This window comes from Ventrimonas faecis (assembly GCF_040096075.1).
GTDB lineage: Bacteria > Bacillota > Clostridia > Lachnospirales > Lachnospiraceae > Brotaphodocola > Brotaphodocola faecis.
Window position 1 is genome coordinate 1 of the sequence record NZ_JBBMFJ010000039.1, and the last position, 18,315, is coordinate 18,315.

Below are 18,315 nucleotides of genomic sequence, written 5' to 3' on the forward strand. Positions count from 1 at the left end.
GGCCCTCCTAATGATATTTATTGTATCATAGAAGGACCTTACTTAGGTTATTTTACAGAAAAAGTTTCATAGGCTCGGGCTATCTCTTGTTCGAATACTTGTCATAACTATTTACCTAACGACCTAAGCCAATCCATCAAACTTTCATTTGATGTCCAATCTGTGGTCGATGGATCCTCATCTTTCGTTAATGGTTTGGAATCTTCCAGTTTTTCAAGGGCTTTACGTTTCGTTACGACGCTGGTTTTTGAGTAAATCTGTGTTGTTTTCAAATCTGAATGGCCAATGCTTCATACAAAATTGCCACATTTTTTCACGTTCGTTTCACTATCTTTCCGGGACAAAATTATGTATGCTAAGTATGCGTGGCAGATTTGCCCGTGAGTAATGGAAAGAATTGGAGGATATAGAATGAGAAAACAATTATGTCTGATGGGACTTTTGCTTTGTGGTATTCAGATGACGGCAGCGATGCCCGCATATGCAGGACAGTGGAAAAGTGATGCAGCGGGATGGTGGTATGAGCAGGATGATCAGTCTTGTATCCGGAATGGATGGCTGGAAGATACAGACGGACGCTGGTATTATTTTGGAGCAGATGGATATATGGAAGCCAATACCATGACGCCGGACGGATATGTGGTTGGAGCAGACGGTGCTTATATTCCGGGAATCGGATTCAATCAGGACGAGGCTGTCTCTCCCTGGACCTACCAGAGTATGCTGGGACGAGGCATGGATGTTACCTGGTCGGAGTTCCGGAAACAGACGGAGACCTACAGTGAGCAGATGGTAAAGGATTTCAAGCAGGCCGGAGTGGATCATGTGAGAATCCGGGTAAAGGATGAGGCCAATGATGCTCTGTTCCAGAATCTGGATCGTCAGATTCTGGACTGTTTAAATAACGGCGTGATCCCGGTGCTGGCTTATCAGGCTCACGAATTCAAGGTCAATCCGACGGAGCAGACCATGACGGATGTGACAGCGTGGTGGCGTACGGTGGCGGAGCATTATCGGAATGTCTCTCACCTGCTGTCCTTTGATCTGATGATTGAGTCTTCGGATGCAGTCAACAAGCAGCCGGAGACTTTGAATCAGCTTTATGAGCAGACGGTGTCTGCAATCCGAGAGACCAATCCGGACCGGATCATCATCATTTCTCCGAGACTGCGTTCTGATCCTACTTATCTGCACGAACTGCGGATTCCGTCATCCCACAATGGTTATCTGATGGCAGAGTGGCATTTCTATGCATCGGGCCCGGACAAGACCAACGACAAGAAGAAGTGGACTACGGGAACCGACTTTGAGAAGAAGCTGATTACAGACAAGATCAATCTGGCTCTTGCATGGCAGAATCAGACCGGTGTGCCCACCTGGGTTGGTGCATGGATGCCAGGCAACTACAACAAAGGAGATGACTATTCTATAGAAGAACAGGTCGCATTTTCTTCCTTTATGACGTCAGCGCTGACATCCGCCAGGATTCCGTTTGCAGTTAATTCAGATACCAAGTTCTATGATGCTGCAAATAATACCTGGCTTGCACATATGCAGCCGGTGGTTCAGACGATTTATCAGCAGGGTTTATAATCAGCAGGAGTCACAACCGGAAGAGTAAGGCTGTATACCGCACCATGGTGTGGGGCAGCCTTATTTTCAATTGTGATAGTTCCGTCCATGTACTCAATGCCGGATTTTACAACAGAAAGGCCGATGCCGAAGTTTCCGTGTTCTCCTTTGTAGAAGCGGTCAAAGATATAGGGGAGATCTTCCGGGGAGATGCCGGGGCCGTCATCAGAAACTGTGATCAATGCCCGGGAGTCCTGGATGGAGAGATCCACAGAGACTTTTGTGGCGGCATAGCGGATACAGTTGGAAATCACATTTTGAAAGATCCGGGACAGAAGATCCGGGTCTGCTTTGATGGTCGTGGGGACAGCCTGGTGAATCACAAGTTCCTTGCCGTTTCGCGCTCCCTGGAGTAGATCTACCTGCTCTTCCAGAAATTCATCCAGCTGGATATCGGTCATATGGAGCTGGAAAGCATGATTGTCCATCTTGGAAATAGCCAGAATGCTTTCTACCAACTGTTTCATGCGAAGGCTTTCGGTCAGAATGATTTCTGCCGCTTTTTTATCATCCGGCAGAATGCCGCACTGAATACCCTGGGCGTATCCGCTGATTGCCACCAGAGGGGTACGCAGATCATGGGACACATTCTGGAAAAAACGGGTATTCTGCTCCTCAGCCTCCTTCAGACGGCGAGTCATGTCATTGAATGAGTTTTTCAGTTTGTCAAGTTCGGTGATCGCGTACTGTTCTTCCAGTGGGATATAGGAACCGGCTCCAATTTGGTCAGCCTGTTGACAGAGAGACTCGATGGGACGGGAGATGATTCTGGCAAGCAGCCATACGGCAAGAGCTGCCAGCAGCAGACAGATGACCACGATAGCTGCCAGCAGCTGCCAGGTGTAGGATAAAAGCAGGCTTAAATCAGGAATTCTGGTGTAGCCGATGTAATATTGAGCCCGGATATTGCCTGTGGACTTTACTTCATAAAGCTGTACCAGAAATGGATTGCCGGACAGCTTCAGCAGAACGGGGGAACCCGGCATAAGACTGCCGTCCTCCATCTGGTGAAGACATTCTTCATACAACTGCAGCGCAGGGGAAACGACAGAGACATCAGAAGGATAGACCACCTTCTTTTTGGAATTCAACACCAGAAGATCTGCGTCACGCTCCCCATGCTTCAGTCGTTCTTTTACCTGATTCAGCAGCTGTTTTGCATATTCCCGCTGACTGGAGTGATCCAAACTTTCAACGGGAGGAAGTGCACCATAGATCCGGGAGTATTCCCGGTCAATACTCTGCATCAGCACATTCAGCCGCTTTTCGGCGGTATATCGGGTATACCGCCCGGAGGTGAAGGTAAAGCCCAGACAGACCGCAACCGAGAACAGTACAATGACCAGCAGTGCTGGGAAAAAAATATGGGTGTGGAGTCGATGTTTCATACAGTTCCTCCCTGGATGGTGTCTGTCAGTCGGTAGCCGTATCCCCATACTGTTTCCAGTACAGCGGTGGCCTGGTGCTCCCGGAATTTCTTACGAAGCCGCTTGATCAGATCATCGGCAACCCGGGCATCATCCAGCGCACTTTGAAAGTTCCAAACATTGGTCAGAAGCTCTGCTTTGGAAACAGCCACATGCTTACGCTCAAAGAGGTAGAGCAGAAATTCATATTCCTTTGGGGTTATGGAAATGGGATTCTGCTCGATCAGAACTTTATGGGATCGGGTGTCAAGCTGCACATTTCCGCATTGATATGTGGTCTGCTCCACCTGTCTGTGCTGATCTTCCGTCAGTTCAATCCTTCGGAACAGAGCCTTCACCCGGGTGGTCAGTTCCAGCGGGAGAAATGGTTTCGTAATATAGTCATCGCTTCCAAGTGAAATGCCGGTTATACGGTCAAGAGGAGTGTCCTTAGCAGAGACAATGATGATGGGAACGGGACTTTTTTTGCGGATACTGGAGCACACACTGAGTCCGTCTTCTCCCGGCATCATGATGTCCAATATGATCAGGTCAGGCATAAAACGTTCAGTTGCCTGGAGAATACTGTGCCCATCAGAAAAGGTTTCCACCCGGTAGCCTTCATTTTCTAAAAATATCTGAATCAGAGAGCGGATGTTCTCCTCGTCATCTGCAACGTATATGAGTTTTGACATGGAACCATCTGTCCTTTCTGTTTGATGTGATAAAATGACAACGGCAGTCTTGCCGTGGGATAGAAGTATCATAGCATTTTCGAAAAAAATCGTAAAGGTTTGCCACAGTTTTGCCACATAATTGAACTATAAATCACCCTGAAAACAGAATAGAATAGCCCTTTTGATTCAGGACAAGGTGTACGGGCGATTTCTAAGAGAAGGACGAAAGTCCGGATGTCCCTTGAAAACTGAATACTCATTCTTCAGGTCCATTCCTGTTTGGTCGAGCCTTCGACTGCACGCCATGAAGCCCATCGGGGCGATAGCGGTTTCGCAGAAGCAAATGCCGGATTGCAACCGGCGGCGGTGTTAAAGCCAGGCAGGGACAATGATACTTCCGTAATTCGCGGTCCGGCCATAAGGAAGGCGGGATGGTTAAATTCCAATGGAGCAGTGAAGCACACTGCCGCCTGTGAGAAATCCTACATCTCTGGGGTGATAAGAAAAAGTACAGAGAAACCATATTTTCAGAAAGCACTGCCGGGTGCTGTATCAGCATGATATCTGGCAGGCCATGAGAACAGCAAAACGACTATGGACATCTATGCGAAAGTCAAGTATAATAAACCTGAGGAATTAAGCAGCGTTGTGAATGCTGCATTCGGGCTGCGTTAAACTGCACCAAAAATTTCGCGATTTCGTGGGTTTACCTATGGGTTTACTGAGAGAGGGAATCCAGAAAAGCCGCATGAATCCTGGACTTTTCGGATCAAGGTCAGGTGAGTACGGCCTCAAAGCCGCTCGTCGCGCACTGCAGTTCAGCAAGCGATAATCCGTATTTGCAGAATATTCAAAAGCCCGGAAGCTTTGGCTTCCCGGGCTTTTGTTGTTATACCGGGCAGTATTTTGCTGTACCGACTTATTTTATCAGAAGGGAATTTATTTCATGGCAAAAGAAAGGGATGGGTTTAAAAGCCGGACCGGTTTCGTGCTGGCGTGCATTGGTTCGGCGGTTGGCATGGGAAATATCTGGCGTTTCCCGTACATTGTTTCAGACTGGGGCGGAATGACATTTCTGTTTCCTTATCTGATGTTTGTGATTCTGATCGCGTCTACCGGTGTGATTGAGGAGATGGCGCTGGGACGCGCGGCCAAGAGCGGGCCCATTAAGGCCTTCGGTATGTGCACGGAGCTTCGCACCGGAAAGAAACGGACCGGTGAACTGATCGGCATGATTCCGGTTCTGGGTTCCATGGCGCTGGCAGTCGGCTATACGGTAGTGGTGGGATGGATCTTCAAGTATGCGTTTCTGGCACTCAGTGGAAATTTGTATACGCTGGGGCAGGACATGGGGGCAATTGGTGGCCTGTTTGACAGTACTGCCACCAGCTTCGGTAACAACAGCTGGCTGGTGATTACGGTTCTCGTGACTGCTGTCATCATGGCATTTGGTATTGCTGGCGGAATAGAGAAAGCCAACAAGGTGATGATGCCGCTTTTGTTTGTGCTGTTTCTGGGCTTGAGCGTATACATCTTTACGCTGCCTGGCTCGGAAAATGGATATCATTATATTTTTACCATCAACCCGGAGGGGCTGAAAGACGTACGCCTCTGGATCTACGCGTTTGGACAGGCGTTCTTCTCCCTGTCCATTGCGGGCAATGGAACGGTAATTTACGGCTCTTACTTGAGTGATTTCGAGGATATTGTTGGTTCTGCGCGGAATGTAGCGTTTTTTGATACGCTGGCCGCATTGTTGGCTGCCTTTGTCATTATTCCGGGTATGGCGGCAGGTGGTGCAGAACTTTCTTCCGGTGGTCCAGGCCTGATGTTCATTTACCTTCTGAATGTATTTAACGGCATGCCGGGCGGTAAGATCTGCGGTATGATTTTTTATGTCTGCGTGTTGTTTGCGGGCATGAGCTCTCTGGTGAATCTTTATGAGGCTCCCGTGGAGACGCTGCAGGAACGTCTGGGGTTGAAGCGTCCGGCTGCGGTGGCTGTGATTGCGGTCACAGGCTGCGGTGCGGCGCTGTTCATTCAGGGTATTGTGTCTGGCTGGATGGATGTGGTATCCATCTATATCTGTCCGCTGGGGGCCATGCTCGCCGGCATCATGTTCTTCTGGGTTGCCGGAAAGGACTTCGCGGTCGAGGCAGTGAACCGTGGAAGAGAAAAGAAAATCGGGAACTGGTTTATTCCCCTTGGAAAGTATGTGCTGGTACCAGCCGCATTTGTGGCACTAGTGGCAGGTGCGCTGATGGGTGGAATCGGCTAAAGTATATAAAAAACCGTTTTTGCAATTCTTTGCAAGGACGGTTTTTTGTGCTATAATAAAATTTACACAACTTCTGCAAAAAGAGGGAAGTAATCAGAAAAAAGAATAAAAAGGAGCTGTCTTACATGTCACAGGTAGTGGATCGCTTTTTACATTTGTATACAGAGGGCTATGAGGGATTTTTCCATCTGGATCATTTTACCGGAGACGTAGAAACTTCTGTACTGAAGTATCTGATCTGCGATCACGACATGGAAAAATTTGAAAAGAAAAAAGAGCAGATGCGCCAGATCGCGCCTTTCCTATGAGGGCCTTCCGTGTCCGAATCTGTGCACCGGAGGAGCAAATTTTCATGGAAAGTATGAGTTTATTTCCATCCAGTCCATGGAGAAAATTGTGGAGCTGCTTGTAAAACTGATGACAGCGCCACAAGCATAAAATGGAACGGCTGGCAGAAGCAGCCTGCAAAGAAGAACAGGACAGGTAACTGTGAGGGTACTGAACAGTTACCAGGACAGGTAAGAAACAGAAAAGAGATAAGGATTATGAGAGAAAAACTGACAAAATCTGACGTAGAAAAAATTCAGGCAGAGATTGATCACCGGAAGCTGGTAGTCCGGCCTGAGTGTCTGGAAGCAGTAAAGGAAGCCAGAGCCCAGGGAGATTTAAGTGAGAATTTTGAGTATTATGCGGCCAAGAAAGATAAAAACCAGAATGAAAGCCGGATCCGTTATCTGGAGAATATGCTGAAAAACGCAATCGTGATCTCAGATGCGTCGAAGTCTGATGAGGTGGGCCTGAACAAGGCAGTTACCCTTTATATGGAAGACGATGACGAAGAAGAAACATATAAACTGGTAACCAGTATCCGGGGCAATTCCATGCACAACATGGTCAGCATCGAGTCTCCGCTTGGAAAAGCAATCCTGCGGCATAAAGTAGGGGACCGGGTGGAAATCACTACCGATAATGGATTCAGCTATTTTGCGGTGATCCGTAAAATTGAGGATATTGGAGATGAAGATGATACGATCCGCAAGTTCTGATGGGGATAGAATAAAACGGACAGATCATAAAGCCGTTGTATTCGTTATGGCAATCATTCTGAGCCTGGTTCTTCCAAAAGATATGGAAATCCAGAAAAACGGATAATTACAGGGCCGACTTTTTATAAAAATGTAATACAAACTCCATAAAGTGATGTACATAAGGTTTTAAGATATAATTCTTATGGTACACCAGATACAGGCTGCGGCTGTCTGCAACCACCGGAAGATCAAAAACAAGAAGTTTCTGATCGGATCCGGGGCTGCAGGCGGCCGCTTTTGATATGACGGAAATGCCAAGCCCGTTGGCAACCAGATTCTTGATGGATTCCTGGTCGTTTAAGCGGGCAGTGACATTCAGGGAGCTTTCCGGGATGTGCAGGTTTTCCAGAAGCTCGTAGACAAACTTGCGGCTTCCGCTGCCTTCTTCCCGCAGAATCAGGGGTTCTGATCTTAAGATTGTGTCGATGGATGTACCGGAGGATTTTAGCTGTTCAAAATACGCATTTTTCGGTGTGATGAGTACCATCTGGTCCTGGTAAAAGGGCTCGAAGCAGAAACGCTCATCCTCACAGGTCATGCCCACCAGACCGAGATTAAAGCTGCCTTCCAGAATCTTATCCAGGATGCCCTGACTGTCGCTCTGATGGATGTTGAAATAGGTTTCCGGGCACTGCTTTTTGTAGGCCGGAAGAAGCTCCGGCAGCAGATAGGCGGATGGAATGGTGGAAGCTCCCAGATGGATGACGTTCCGGCTTTCGTTGATCCAGCTTTCAATCAGATGATTTTTCAGGCTCAGGATACTTACGGCACATTCATAAAACTCCTGCCCGCGTGGTGTCAGCTCAATGTTTTTTGTGGTGCGTACCAGCAGGCAGGACTGAAACTCCTCCTCCAGCTGGTGGATGTGGGTACTGATGGTGGGCTGGGAGATGAAAAGCTTCTCCGATGCCCTGGTAAAGCTGCCGTAGTCGACTACGGCCACGAAGGATTGCAGTTGCTTGAATTCCATAAACTCTCCTTTGTAAAAATCAGATCCAGCCGCCATCCAGTCCGATGACCTGACCGGTTAAATAAGAACCCTTATAGCCCAGGTGATAGACAAAGTCAGCAACCTCCTCCGCGCGTCCCAGACGTCCGGCAGGGATTTCCTCCACCAGCTGAATGAGTTCATCTTCCTCCAGCCACTGGTTCATCTCGGTGTCGATGGCACCGCAGGCTACAGCATTTACCTGAATGTTGCTGGGTGCAAGTTCTTTGGCAAGGGCCTTGGTGAAGGCGTTGATGCCGCCTTTGGTTGCGGAATAGGCCACCTCGCAGGAAGCGCCTACGCAGCCCCAGACGGAGGAAATGTTCACAATCTTTCCGTGTCCGGCCGGAAGCATGAGCGGAATGGCCAGCTTGCAGCAGTTAAAGACAGAGGTCAGGTTGGTGCGCAGAATGCGGTCCCAGTCCTCCGGTGACATATCCTGCAGCAGGCCGATGTAGTCGATGCCTGCGTTGTTGACCAGAACATCCAGCGAGCCGAACTGCTTGCGGATCATGGAAAACAGCTGCTCACAGACTGCCATGTCTCCCATGTCGCCCAGAAATGCGGCGCAGGTTACCTGATAACTTTCGATTTCTTTTTTGGTCTGCATCAGCTCCTGCTCCCGGTGGGCGCAGTTGATGATGACGTTATAGCCTTTCTTGGCAAATTTTACGGCAATGGCTTTTCCAATTCCACGGGAAGCACCCGTTACAAGAACAACTTTCTTTGCCATAAAGATCACTCCTTTCTCTGCTTCCTATTTTATCATAAAAAATCTTTTTGGTCAGTTACTTCATACATTTTACGATTCGATTACAATTTTGCGAACTCCCTGTAACTTTCTGGAGACTTATGTTATACTGAATGACAGATTACAGTGGAAACAGGAAATAGCTGTCTCTTCCCGGCGTTTCAGAGAGAACAGGGAATATGGCAGCAGGAAAGGCGAATATGCATGAAAACATGGAAGAAAGTACTGGCAGTAACCTGCCTTTGCGCGGCGGCATCCTGCCCGTTTTCCGCTTATGCGGATGCAGCAAAATCCGTTCATGAGGCAACCCTTGTGGCGGCACCTGCAGACTATGAAAATATTGCGGTATCCCAGGTATCGGATTATGTAAATATCCGGGAACAGGCAACTACAAACAGCAAGATTGTAGGTAAAATTTATAATAACTGCGCGGCAACCATTCTGGAAACCGTGGAGGGAGAGGGGGGAAGCTGGTACCGTATCCAGTCCGGAACGGTCAACGGCTTTATCAAGTCCCAGTATTTTATCACCGGGCAGGAGGCAGAGACTCTGGCTCAGTCTATTGGACGGGAATTTGTTACTGTCAGCGTGGACAATTTACGCCTGCGTGAGGAACCGAATCTCACCAGCAATGTCCTGACTATGATTTCCAGCGGATCCCGCTATGTAGTTCAGGGCGACGAAGGTGACTTTTATAAAGTAGAGGTCGATGCAGACCTGATTGGTTATATTGCAAAATCTTACTGTAAAGTAGAAGTAGAATTTGATCAGGCGGTCTCTCTGGAGGAAGAACGCCAGAAGCTGGAAGAAGAAGCTCAGAGAAAGCGCGATGCCCAGACCGCTATCGCAAATCTGGAGCAGACCATTAAAGTAGAAGAGAACAAGGATGTCATCATTCCGGCCAATCCGTCCCAGAGTGACGATTCTGCAATGACCAGCGCTCCGTCCGCGAATACCGCGGCAGGCAGCCAGGCACAGAGCCCGTCCGCGGGACAGAGCAGTTCTTCAGGCAAAACCGCGGCCTCTGCTCCTGGAAAGACGGATTCCTCTCAGAACAGCTCTGATCAGGGCAGTTCTGCCCAGATTGGTTCCTCCGGCCCGTCCTCCGGCACGGTTTCTTCTCCGGTTGCGGGGCCTGGAAGTTCCGCGGCGGTTGTATCCGCGACCAGAACTGCCATCGTAGCTTACGCAAAGCAGTTTTTGGGTAATCCGTATGTATATGGCGGCACCAGCCTGACCAATGGCGCGGACTGCTCCGGCTTCACCCAGTCTGTCTTTGCACACTTTGGCATTACCACAGGAAGAAGCTCCAGGGACCAGGCGGCAAAGGGAAAAGAAATTTCCATGTCGGCTATCCAGCCTGGTGATCTGCTGTTCTATGCCAGCGGAAGCTACATCAACCATGTGGCCATTTACATAGGAGACGGCAAGATCATCCACTCCAGCAACCCGACCACGGGTATTACCATTACCAAATACAACTACCGTACGCCGTGCAAGGCAGTCACATTCCTGGATTAGGAGTGAACGGTTTATGAATGGAAAAAAACAATATTGCGGCCTGGACCTGCTGAAATTTGTGATGGCGGTCCTGGTGGCCGCGCGGCATATGATCCAGGTGTTTTATCCGGCAGAAAGCCGCTGGCGCCTGATCATTGGCAGCTGGCTTTCCAATCTGGCTGTTCCGGTGTTTTTTATGATTGCAGGCTTCCTGCTGTTCCGGAAAATCCCGGATACGGACAAGAAGAGCGGATGGCCGGTGGTGGGGCGTTATGCCTGGCGTATTGTGAAGCTGTATCTGCTCTGGTGCGTCATTTACTGGCCTATCGATATTTTTAACTGGTATCATGGCACGGCCACTATCATGGAGACACTGAAAGCATACGTTCATTCTTTCTTTTTCTCAAGCACCATTGCCCAGCTCTGGTATCTTCCGGCTCTGGCCGTGGCGGTCCTGATCGTATGGACCGGTTACCGTGCCGGATTCCGGATCTGGATGCTTTTGATTCTGACGGGAGTTTTATTTGTGTTCGGCTGCATCTGTGACAACTGGTATTTTACGGAGCGGGCGCCCATGAAAATCCAGGAATTTGTCTGGTGGTACGCACCGAAATTTGTGACTATGCGAAACGGCCTGTTTTACGGAAGCTTTTACCTGGCACTGGGACTCTGGTTTTCCAGAAAGACCTGGCGCATGCCGGTGTTGTTTTCCCTTGGCGGAAGCGTGGTGTTTCTGGCTCTGATGTACAAAGAGGTGTCCACCTGTTTCAATACCAATATGGTATTCACCGCAGCTCCGGCGGCGGTCTGCCTGACTGAGTTTTTTATGGGCTTTACGGGAACCGGGGCCCGTTTCTTTGTTACCCTGCGGGAGATGAGTGAATGGGTGTATTTTTCCCATTTCTATTTCTTTTATTTCTTCTCCTGGACGGTAAAGTGGAATCCGCTTCCCCTCACCAAACAGAATATTACGCTGTGCATTTTTGTGCCGATGCTGCTGTTTGCGCTGCTGGTATCTGTTCTTTCCCATTGGGAGAGCGGTAAGTGGCTGCGCAAATGCATTTAACAGAATTGCGCAAAAGAAAAAGCCTCCGGGAAAAAATCCCGGGGGCTTTTTGAAAAGTATGAAAGTTTAGAACTCCGGCTCAATCAGTCCGTAAGTCTGTCCTTTTCTCTTATAAACGACATTGACTTCTTCGGTCTCTGCGTTTAAGAATACGTAGAAGTTATGTCCTAACAGTTCCATCTGTACGCAGGCTTCTTCCGGATCCATCGGTTTCATGGCGAAACGTTTGGTCTTTACAATCTGGATTTCGTCCTCCGGCTCAGCTTCCTCACTGATAAACAGATCGGAGAAGGACTGTGCGGACTGCTTTTTGTCGATGAGTTTGTTTTTGTACTTACGAAGCTGGCGTTCAATGATCTCCTCTACCAGGTCGATGGATACGTACATGTCATTGCTGGATTCTTCAGCACGGATAATGTTGCCCTTAACCGGGATAGTAACCTCGATTTTCTGTTTGTCTTTCTGTACACTGAGAGTTACGATGATTTCTGTATCCGGAAGGAAGTAACGTTCCAGTTTTCCGATTTTTTCCTCAATGGCGGCGCGAAGCCCCGGAGTCACATCAATATTTCTGCCTGTAATCGTATAACGCATAAGTCATCAGCTCCTTCTTTTGAGATGTTCTAAGTATAACATATAAAACCGAAAATTTCAACCAAAACAAGGAAATTGTTGAGACAATTATTGGGAATAAAAAATAAAAACACATACTTTATCCACAAAAAAGAAATTGCATTTCTACCTTTGCGGATGTGGAAAAGTCAAGCGTTTTTCCTGTATTTTTTGGCGTAAACATTGGATTTATGAGATATGAACAAAGAAAACCGCGTTCTTTTCCACGGGAAATAAACGGAAAAATGTGGGAAAACTTTGTGGATAATGTGGATAACTTGGTGCATAACTCATTTTTGGCTGAAAATCAGGGAAAATGGATGTGGATGTATTTTTCGTGGATATTGTGGATAACGTGGATAAGTTGTGAATCGAACATAGTTTTTGTGCAACCTGACAGGTTTACCATAATTTTACTTTTATGTCGCCTTTTCATTTATTTTTATTAAGGAAGTAAATTTTTTGTGAACAAAGGGCCTAAAACTTGAATAAATCAGGGGATGGTGGTACAATATCAAAGATTGACTTATAATAGTAGAAACGAGACAGACGAAACAAAGAAAGTTTAGGAGAAAGAATTATATGAATCTCATAGAAAAAGTATTTGGCACCCACAGTGAGCGGGAATTGAAGATGATCTACCCGATTGTGGACAAGATCGAAGCGTTGCGCCCGACCATGCAGGCAAAGACCGATGAGGAACTGCGGGACAATACCCGTATCTTCAAGGAGCGCCTGGCAAACGGCGAAACTCTGGATGACATTCTTCCGGAGGCATTTGCTACAGTCCGTGAGGCAGCAAAGCGTGTGCTGAACATGGAGCATTATCCGGTACAGCTCATTGGTGGTATCGTCCTGCATCAGGGCCGTATTGCCGAGATGAGAACCGGTGAAGGTAAGACACTGGTTTCCACCTCTCCGGCATATTTAAACGCGCTGGCAGGCAAGGGTGTTCACATCGTAACCGTCAACGACTATCTGGCAAAGCGAGATGCTGAGTGGATGGGACAGGTTCACCGCTTCCTGGGCCTGACCGTTGGCGTGGTATTAAACCCGATGACCTCTGAGGAGCGTAAGGCCGCATACAACTGCGATATCACCTACGTGACCAACAACGAGCTGGGATTCGATTACCTGCGTGATAACATGGCAATCTATAAAGACCAGATGGTTCTGCGCAACCTGGATTACGCCATCATCGATGAGGTCGATTCCGTCCTGATCGATGAAGCAAGAACCCCGCTGATCATTTCCGGCCAGAGCGGTAAGTCCACCAAGCTTTACGAGGTCTGCGACGTGCTGGCTCACCAGCTGGTACGCGGCGAGGCGTCCGGCGAGTTCACCAAGATGAACGCCATCATGGGTGAGGACATTGAGGAGACCGGAGATTTCGTTGTAAACGAGAAGGATAAAGTCGTTAACTTAACCGAGGAAGGCGTTAAGAAGGTAGAGCAGTTCTTCCATATTGAGAACCTGGCAGATCCGGAAAACCTGGAGATCCAGCACAACATCATTCTGGCCCTGCGCGCAAACTACTTAATGTTCCGCGATAAGGACTACGTGGTAAAAGACGATGAGGTTCTCATTGTCGATGAGTTTACCGGACGTATCATGCCGGGCCGCCGTTACTCTGACGGCCTGCATCAGGCAATCGAGGCGAAGGAGCATGTGAATGTACGCCGCGAGAGCAAGACGCTGGCAACCATTACCTTCCAGAACTTCTTCAACAAGTTCCGCAAGAAAGCCGGTATGACCGGTACTGCATTGACCGAGGAGAAAGAGTTCCGTAACACCTACGGCATGGATGCGATTGCCATCCCGACCAACCGTCCGGTTGCGCGTATCGACCACGAGGATGCAGTATACAAAACCAAAAAAGAAAAATTCGAGGCAGTTGTCAACGATGTTGTGGCTTCCCATGAGAAGGGACAGCCGGTACTGGTTGGTACCATCACCATCGAGACTTCTGAGCTGTTAAGCAAGATGCTGACCAAGCGCGGCATCCAGCATAAGGTCCTGAACGCGAAGTTCCATGAGCTGGAGGCTGAGATTGTAGCAGACGCTGGTATCCACGGCGCTGTTACCATCGCAACCAACATGGCCGGCCGTGGTACCGATATCAAGCTGGATGACGAGGCAAAGGCAGCAGGCGGCTTAAAGGTCATTGGTACCGAGCGTCATGAGTCCCGCCGTATCGATAACCAGCTGCGTGGCCGTTCTGGCCGTCAGGGGGACCCGGGTGAGTCCCGCTTCTATATTTCTCTGGAGGACGACCTGATGCGTCTGTTCGGTTCCGAGCGCCTTATGGCTATGTTTGAGGCTCTTGGTGTTCCGGAGGGTGAGCAGATTGAGCACAAGATGCTTTCCAGTGCCATCGAGAAAGCACAGATGAAGATTGAGAACAACAACTACGGCATCCGTGAGAACCTGTTAAAATACGACGAGGTCAACAACGAGCAGCGTGAGATTATCTACGCAGAGCGCCGCAAGGTTCTGGATGGCGACAACATGCGTGACCTCATCTTAAAGATGATCACCGATATTGTGGAGAACTCCGTAGATCTGTCCATCTCCGATGAGCAGGCATCTTCCGAGTGGGACCTGAATGAGTTAAACAGCCTTCTGCTCCCGATCATTCCGCTGGAGACCATCACCGCGGAGAATCATCCGGTGACCAAGAAGAATGAGTTAAAGCATATGCTGAAGGAAGAGGCTATCAAGCTGTATGAGGCAAAAGAGGCTGAGTTCCAGGAGGCAGAGCAGATCCGTGAGCTGGAGCGTGTAGTACTCCTGAAGGTCATTGACAACAAGTGGATGAGCCACATCGACGATATGGACCAGCTGCGCCAGGGTATCGGCCTGCAGGCTTACGGCCAGAGAGATCCGGTTGTCGAGTATAAGATGAGCGCTTACGAGATGTTTGAGGCTATGACCGCAGCAATCACCGAGGAGACCGTCCGCATCCTGTTCCACATCCGTGTCGAGCAGAAGATCGAGCGTGAACCGGCAGCCAAGGTAACCGGAACCAACCGCGACACCTCCGCGCCGCAGGCACCGAAGGTACGCCAGGTACAGAAAATCTACCCGAACGATCCGTGCCCGTGCGGAAGCGGCAAGAAATTCAAACAGTGCCACGGCCGTGATCTGATGCCGAGATAAAAAGAATATTAATATGAAAGAAGGTGACACAATGGTAGAATTAGATCAGTTCAAGTACACATTATCGACCTTTGAAAAACCATTAGTGGAAGTGAGGGATTCACTTTGACCTGGATAGCAAGGTCAGACGAATCGATGAGTTAGATAAATCCATGGAGGAGCCGGGATTCTGGGACAATGCCGACCGTGCCACCAAACTGGTGCAGGAAGCCAAGAATCTGAAGGATACCGTAGATCTCTACCGTGGCCTGGAACAGCAGTATGAAGACATTCAGGTGATGATCGAGATGGGCTATGAGGAAGAAGACCCGGCCCTGATCCCGGAGATTCAGGAAATGCTGGATGAGTTCGAGCACAACCTGGAGAAGCTGCGCATGGAGACCCTGCTGTCCGGTGAATACGACAAATACAATGCCATCCTGCGCTTAAACGCGGGTGCGGGCGGTACGGAGTCCTGCGACTGGTGCAGCATGCTCTACCGTATGTACTGTCGCTGGGCAGACAAGATGGGCTACAAGACCGAAGTCCTGGATTATCTGGACGGCGATGAAGCGGGCATTAAGTCCGTTACCATTCAGATTAATGGTGAAAACGCTTTCGGCTACTTAAAGTCCGAGCGCGGCGTACACCGTCTGGTGCGTATTTCCCCGTTCAACGCGGCCGGAAAACGCCAGACCTCCTTCGTGTCCTGTGATGTTATGCCGGATATCGAGGAAGACCTGGATGTGGAAATCAACCCGGATGACCTGCGGATCGATACGTATCGTTCCAGCGGTGCCGGTGGCCAGCATATCAACAAGACCTCTTCCGCAATCCGTATCACCCATATTCCGACCGGAATTGTGGTACAGTGCCAGAACGAGCGTTCCCAGTTCCAGAACAAGGATAAGGCCATGCAGATGTTAAAGGCCAAGCTGTATATGTTAAAGCAGCAGGAGAACGCGGAGAAGCTGTCCGACATCCGCGGCGACGTCAAGGAAATCGGCTGGGGAAACCAGATCCGTTCCTATGTCCTGCAGCCGTACACCATGGTCAAGGACCTGCGTACCGGAGAGGAAACCGGCAACGTGGCAAATGTCCTGGACGGCGGACTGGACCCGTTCATCAGCGCTTACCTGCGCTGGCTGAGCCTGGGCTGCCCGGACCGCAAGGCATCCGCAGAGGATTAAATTTTGATTCTTTAGAAAAGCAGAGTGTATGCAAGAAAAAGCTTGCGCTCTGCTTTTTTTTGTGCTAATATCTCTCACATGAGCACAAATGTTCATGATAGACGAACATGCAAAGAAGAGACTGCCCTTTATGGCAGGGATTTTCGGGAGGATTTATGATGCCGGAAGAGAAAAGCAAGTATTTTGTGGTAAAACAGAAAGCGGTGCCGGAGGTATTGCTGAAGGTCGTGGAAGCCAAGAAGCTTCTGGAATCGGAGCGTGTGATGACCGTTCAGGAGGCAACTGAGCGTGTGGGCATCAGCCGCAGTTCTTTTTACAAATATAAAGAAGATATTTTCCCGTTTTATGACAACACGAAGGGAAAAACCGTTACCTTTGTGGTGCAGATGGACGATGAGCAGGGCCTGCTTTCTGACCTGCTTCACATTGTGGCAGTGTACAAGGCCAACATCCTGACCATTCACCAGAGTATTCCGGTTAACGGTGTGGCAACACTGACTCTGTCTGTGGAAGTCAAGGACAATACGGGGAATATTTCCAAAATGGTGGAAGAGATTGAAGAACAGGACGGCATCCATTATGTGAAGATTGTTTCCAGGGAGTAGAAACTGCCTGGGGTTACGGATATCCGTTTCCTGAACAGGAAGGAAACATAACACGGCTGTCTGCAGAACTGTGGACGGCAGCAAAATAACAGAAAAAAAGTGAGGACAGAGCAATGGTACAGGTAGCAATCATGGGATATGGCACAATTGGTTCCGGAGTAGCGGAGATTTTAGCCCAGAACGCGGAGCAGATCACAAATGGCTGCGGACAGGATGTGGCTCTTAAGTATGTTCTGGATCTTCGGGATTTCCCGGGAAGTCCGGTGGAGGATAAGATCGTACACGATTTTTCCGTGATCGAGAAGGATCCGGAAGTCAGCGTGGTAGTAGAGACCATGGGCGGACTGAATCCGGCTTACCCGTTTGTAAAGGCAAGCCTATTAGCCGGCAAGCATGTGGTAACCTACAACAAAGCGCTGGTGGCAGCTTATGGAACCGAGCTTCTTGCCATTGCGAAGGAGAAGAACGTGAATTTCTTCTTTGAGGCCAGTGTAGGAGGCGGCATCCCGATTATCCGTCCGCTGTACCGCTGCTTAAAGGGTGAGAAGATCCTGGAAATCACCGGTATCTTAAACGGAACCACCAACTTCATTCTGACCAAGATGGATAAGGAAGGCGCTTCCTTTGAGGCCGTATTAAAAGAAGCTCAGGATTTAGGTTACGCAGAGCGCAATCCGGAGGCAGATGTAGAGGGTTACGATACCTGTCGCAAGATTGCCATCCTCACTGCTATGGCAACTGGAAAAGAAGTGAACTACGAGGACATCAGCACCGAGGGTATCACAAAGATCACCGATGTAGACTTCAAGTACGCGGACAAGCTGGGAACTTCCGTGAAGCTGTTCGGAACCAGCCGCATGGACGGCGCTGAAGTTCATGCCTGGGTTGCACCGGTCATGATCGGAAAAGATCATCCGCTGTACGCGGTCAACGATGTATTCAACGGCATCCTGGTAAAGGGCAACATGCTGGGAACCTCCATGTTCTACGGAAGCGGAGCCGGAAAGCTCCCGACCGCCAGCGCTGTCATTGCGGATATCATGGAAGCGGTTGAGAATGCAGATCACAATGTACCGCTGGGATGGACCAGCGAACGCCTGACCATCGCAGACCAGAAGACCTCCGTACACCGCTATTTTGTACGTGTAGAGGGAAGCGGGGAAGAACTGGAGCAGAAAGCAGCCGCAGCCTTCGGCGGAGCCGAGGTAGTAAAGCTGGACAGCCTGACCGATGAGTTTGCGCTGCTGACCGGAGAGATGAGCGAGGCAGCATACGCAGAGTGCGCTGCAGCGTTTGAGAAGACCGCGAAGATCCGCCAGAGAATCCGTGCGGAGTTCTAAATAAAAATTTATTCCCGTACAGAAAATGCCAGGTGGCGCCAATT

At 49.3% G+C, this 18,315-nt stretch carries 14 protein-coding genes and 1 pseudogene; 10 read left to right on the plus strand and 5 right to left on the minus strand.

Features of this window, described 5'->3' with window-relative positions; translation table 11 throughout:
* Positions 1 to 411: 411 nt before the first annotated feature.
* Positions 412 to 1,593 (plus strand): cellulase family glycosylhydrolase, encoded by a 1,182-nt coding sequence (locus WMO41_RS14360; RefSeq protein ID WP_349230338.1) that lies wholly within the window; start codon positions 412 to 414, stop codon positions 1,591 to 1,593.
* On the opposite strand, the gene WMO41_RS14365 is transcribed toward WMO41_RS14360, so the two are convergent.
* Both WMO41_RS14365 and WMO41_RS14370 read right to left on the minus strand, forming a co-directional pair.
* A complete protein-coding gene (locus WMO41_RS14365; RefSeq protein WP_349230339.1) occupies positions 1,578 to 3,020 on the minus strand; it encodes an ATP-binding protein in 1,443 nt (480 codons plus the stop codon). The genes WMO41_RS14360 and WMO41_RS14365 overlap by 16 nt on opposite strands.
* Positions 3,017 to 3,733, minus strand: coding sequence for a response regulator transcription factor (locus tag WMO41_RS14370; RefSeq protein ID WP_349230340.1), 717 nt, complete (start codon positions 3,731 to 3,733; stop codon positions 3,017 to 3,019). The genes WMO41_RS14365 and WMO41_RS14370 overlap by 4 nt, the downstream gene beginning before the upstream one ends.
* Before the next feature lie 928 nt (positions 3,734 to 4,661).
* Between WMO41_RS14370 and WMO41_RS14375 the strand changes: the two genes are divergently transcribed.
* From WMO41_RS14375 to greA, 3 genes and pseudogenes are all read left to right on the plus strand, one after another.
* Positions 4,662 to 5,993 carry a sodium-dependent transporter gene (locus WMO41_RS14375; protein WP_349230341.1) on the plus strand — a complete coding sequence of 444 codons (1,332 nt, stop codon included), beginning with the start codon at positions 4,662 to 4,664 and terminating at the stop codon, positions 5,991 to 5,993.
* Positions 5,994 to 6,148: 155 nt separating this feature from the next.
* A pseudogene (locus WMO41_RS16025) lies at positions 6,149 to 6,431 on the plus strand (hypothetical protein); the annotation flags it as partial.
* Positions 6,432 to 6,538: 107 nt separating this feature from the next.
* Positions 6,539 to 7,039, plus strand: coding sequence for a transcription elongation factor GreA (gene greA, locus WMO41_RS14385; protein ID WP_349230343.1), 501 nt, complete (start codon positions 6,539 to 6,541; stop codon positions 7,037 to 7,039).
* A 106-nt stretch (positions 7,040 to 7,145) separates the two neighbouring features.
* Here greA and WMO41_RS14390 read toward each other — a convergent pair whose 3' ends face one another.
* Together WMO41_RS14390 and ymfI are read right to left on the minus strand one after the other, a co-directional pair.
* Positions 7,146 to 8,051 (minus strand): selenium metabolism-associated LysR family transcriptional regulator, encoded by a 906-nt coding sequence (locus WMO41_RS14390; protein ID WP_349230344.1) that lies wholly within the window; start codon positions 8,049 to 8,051, stop codon positions 7,146 to 7,148.
* Between the two features lie 19 nt (positions 8,052 to 8,070).
* Positions 8,071 to 8,802, minus strand: coding sequence for an elongation factor P 5-aminopentanone reductase (gene ymfI, locus WMO41_RS14395; protein WP_349230345.1), 732 nt, complete (start codon positions 8,800 to 8,802; stop codon positions 8,071 to 8,073).
* A gap of 222 nt (positions 8,803 to 9,024) precedes the next feature.
* On the opposite strand from ymfI, the gene WMO41_RS14400 reads away from it, so the two are divergent.
* Both WMO41_RS14400 and WMO41_RS14405 read left to right on the plus strand, forming a co-directional pair.
* Positions 9,025 to 10,341 (plus strand): C40 family peptidase, encoded by a 1,317-nt coding sequence (locus tag WMO41_RS14400; protein WP_349230346.1) that lies wholly within the window; start codon positions 9,025 to 9,027, stop codon positions 10,339 to 10,341.
* Between the two features lie 13 nt (positions 10,342 to 10,354).
* Positions 10,355 to 11,386, plus strand: a complete 1,032-nt coding sequence (locus WMO41_RS14405; RefSeq protein WP_349230347.1) for an acyltransferase family protein — start codon at positions 10,355 to 10,357, stop codon at positions 11,384 to 11,386.
* Positions 11,387 to 11,452: 66 nt separating this feature from the next.
* On the opposite strand, the gene hpf is transcribed toward WMO41_RS14405, so the two are convergent.
* Entirely contained in the window at positions 11,453 to 11,980 is a 528-nt protein-coding gene (hpf, locus tag WMO41_RS14410) for a ribosome hibernation-promoting factor, HPF/YfiA family (RefSeq protein WP_118532686.1), read from the minus strand.
* A gap of 600 nt (positions 11,981 to 12,580) precedes the next feature.
* Between hpf and secA the strand changes: the two genes are divergently transcribed.
* From secA to WMO41_RS14430, 4 genes are all read left to right on the plus strand, one after another.
* Complete coding sequence (gene secA, locus WMO41_RS14415) at positions 12,581 to 15,157, plus strand: preprotein translocase subunit SecA (protein ID WP_349230348.1); 2,577 nt, start codon at positions 12,581 to 12,583, stop codon at positions 15,155 to 15,157.
* A gap of 31 nt (positions 15,158 to 15,188) precedes the next feature.
* A protein-coding gene (gene prfB / locus WMO41_RS14420) for a peptide chain release factor 2 (RefSeq protein ID WP_177292041.1) occupies positions 15,189 to 16,326 on the plus strand; the annotation gives its coding sequence in 2 pieces (ribosomal slippage) (positions 15,189 to 15,263 and positions 15,265 to 16,326; 1,137 coding nt in all).
* Between the two features lie 158 nt (positions 16,327 to 16,484).
* A complete protein-coding gene (locus WMO41_RS14425) occupies positions 16,485 to 16,931 on the plus strand; it encodes an ACT domain-containing protein (protein WP_118532680.1) in 447 nt (148 codons plus the stop codon).
* A 113-nt stretch (positions 16,932 to 17,044) separates the two neighbouring features.
* Positions 17,045 to 18,271: a homoserine dehydrogenase gene (locus WMO41_RS14430; protein ID WP_349230349.1), complete on the plus strand. Its 1,227-nt coding sequence runs from the start codon at positions 17,045 to 17,047 to the stop codon at positions 18,269 to 18,271.
* Positions 18,272 to 18,315: the final 44 nt, after the last annotated feature.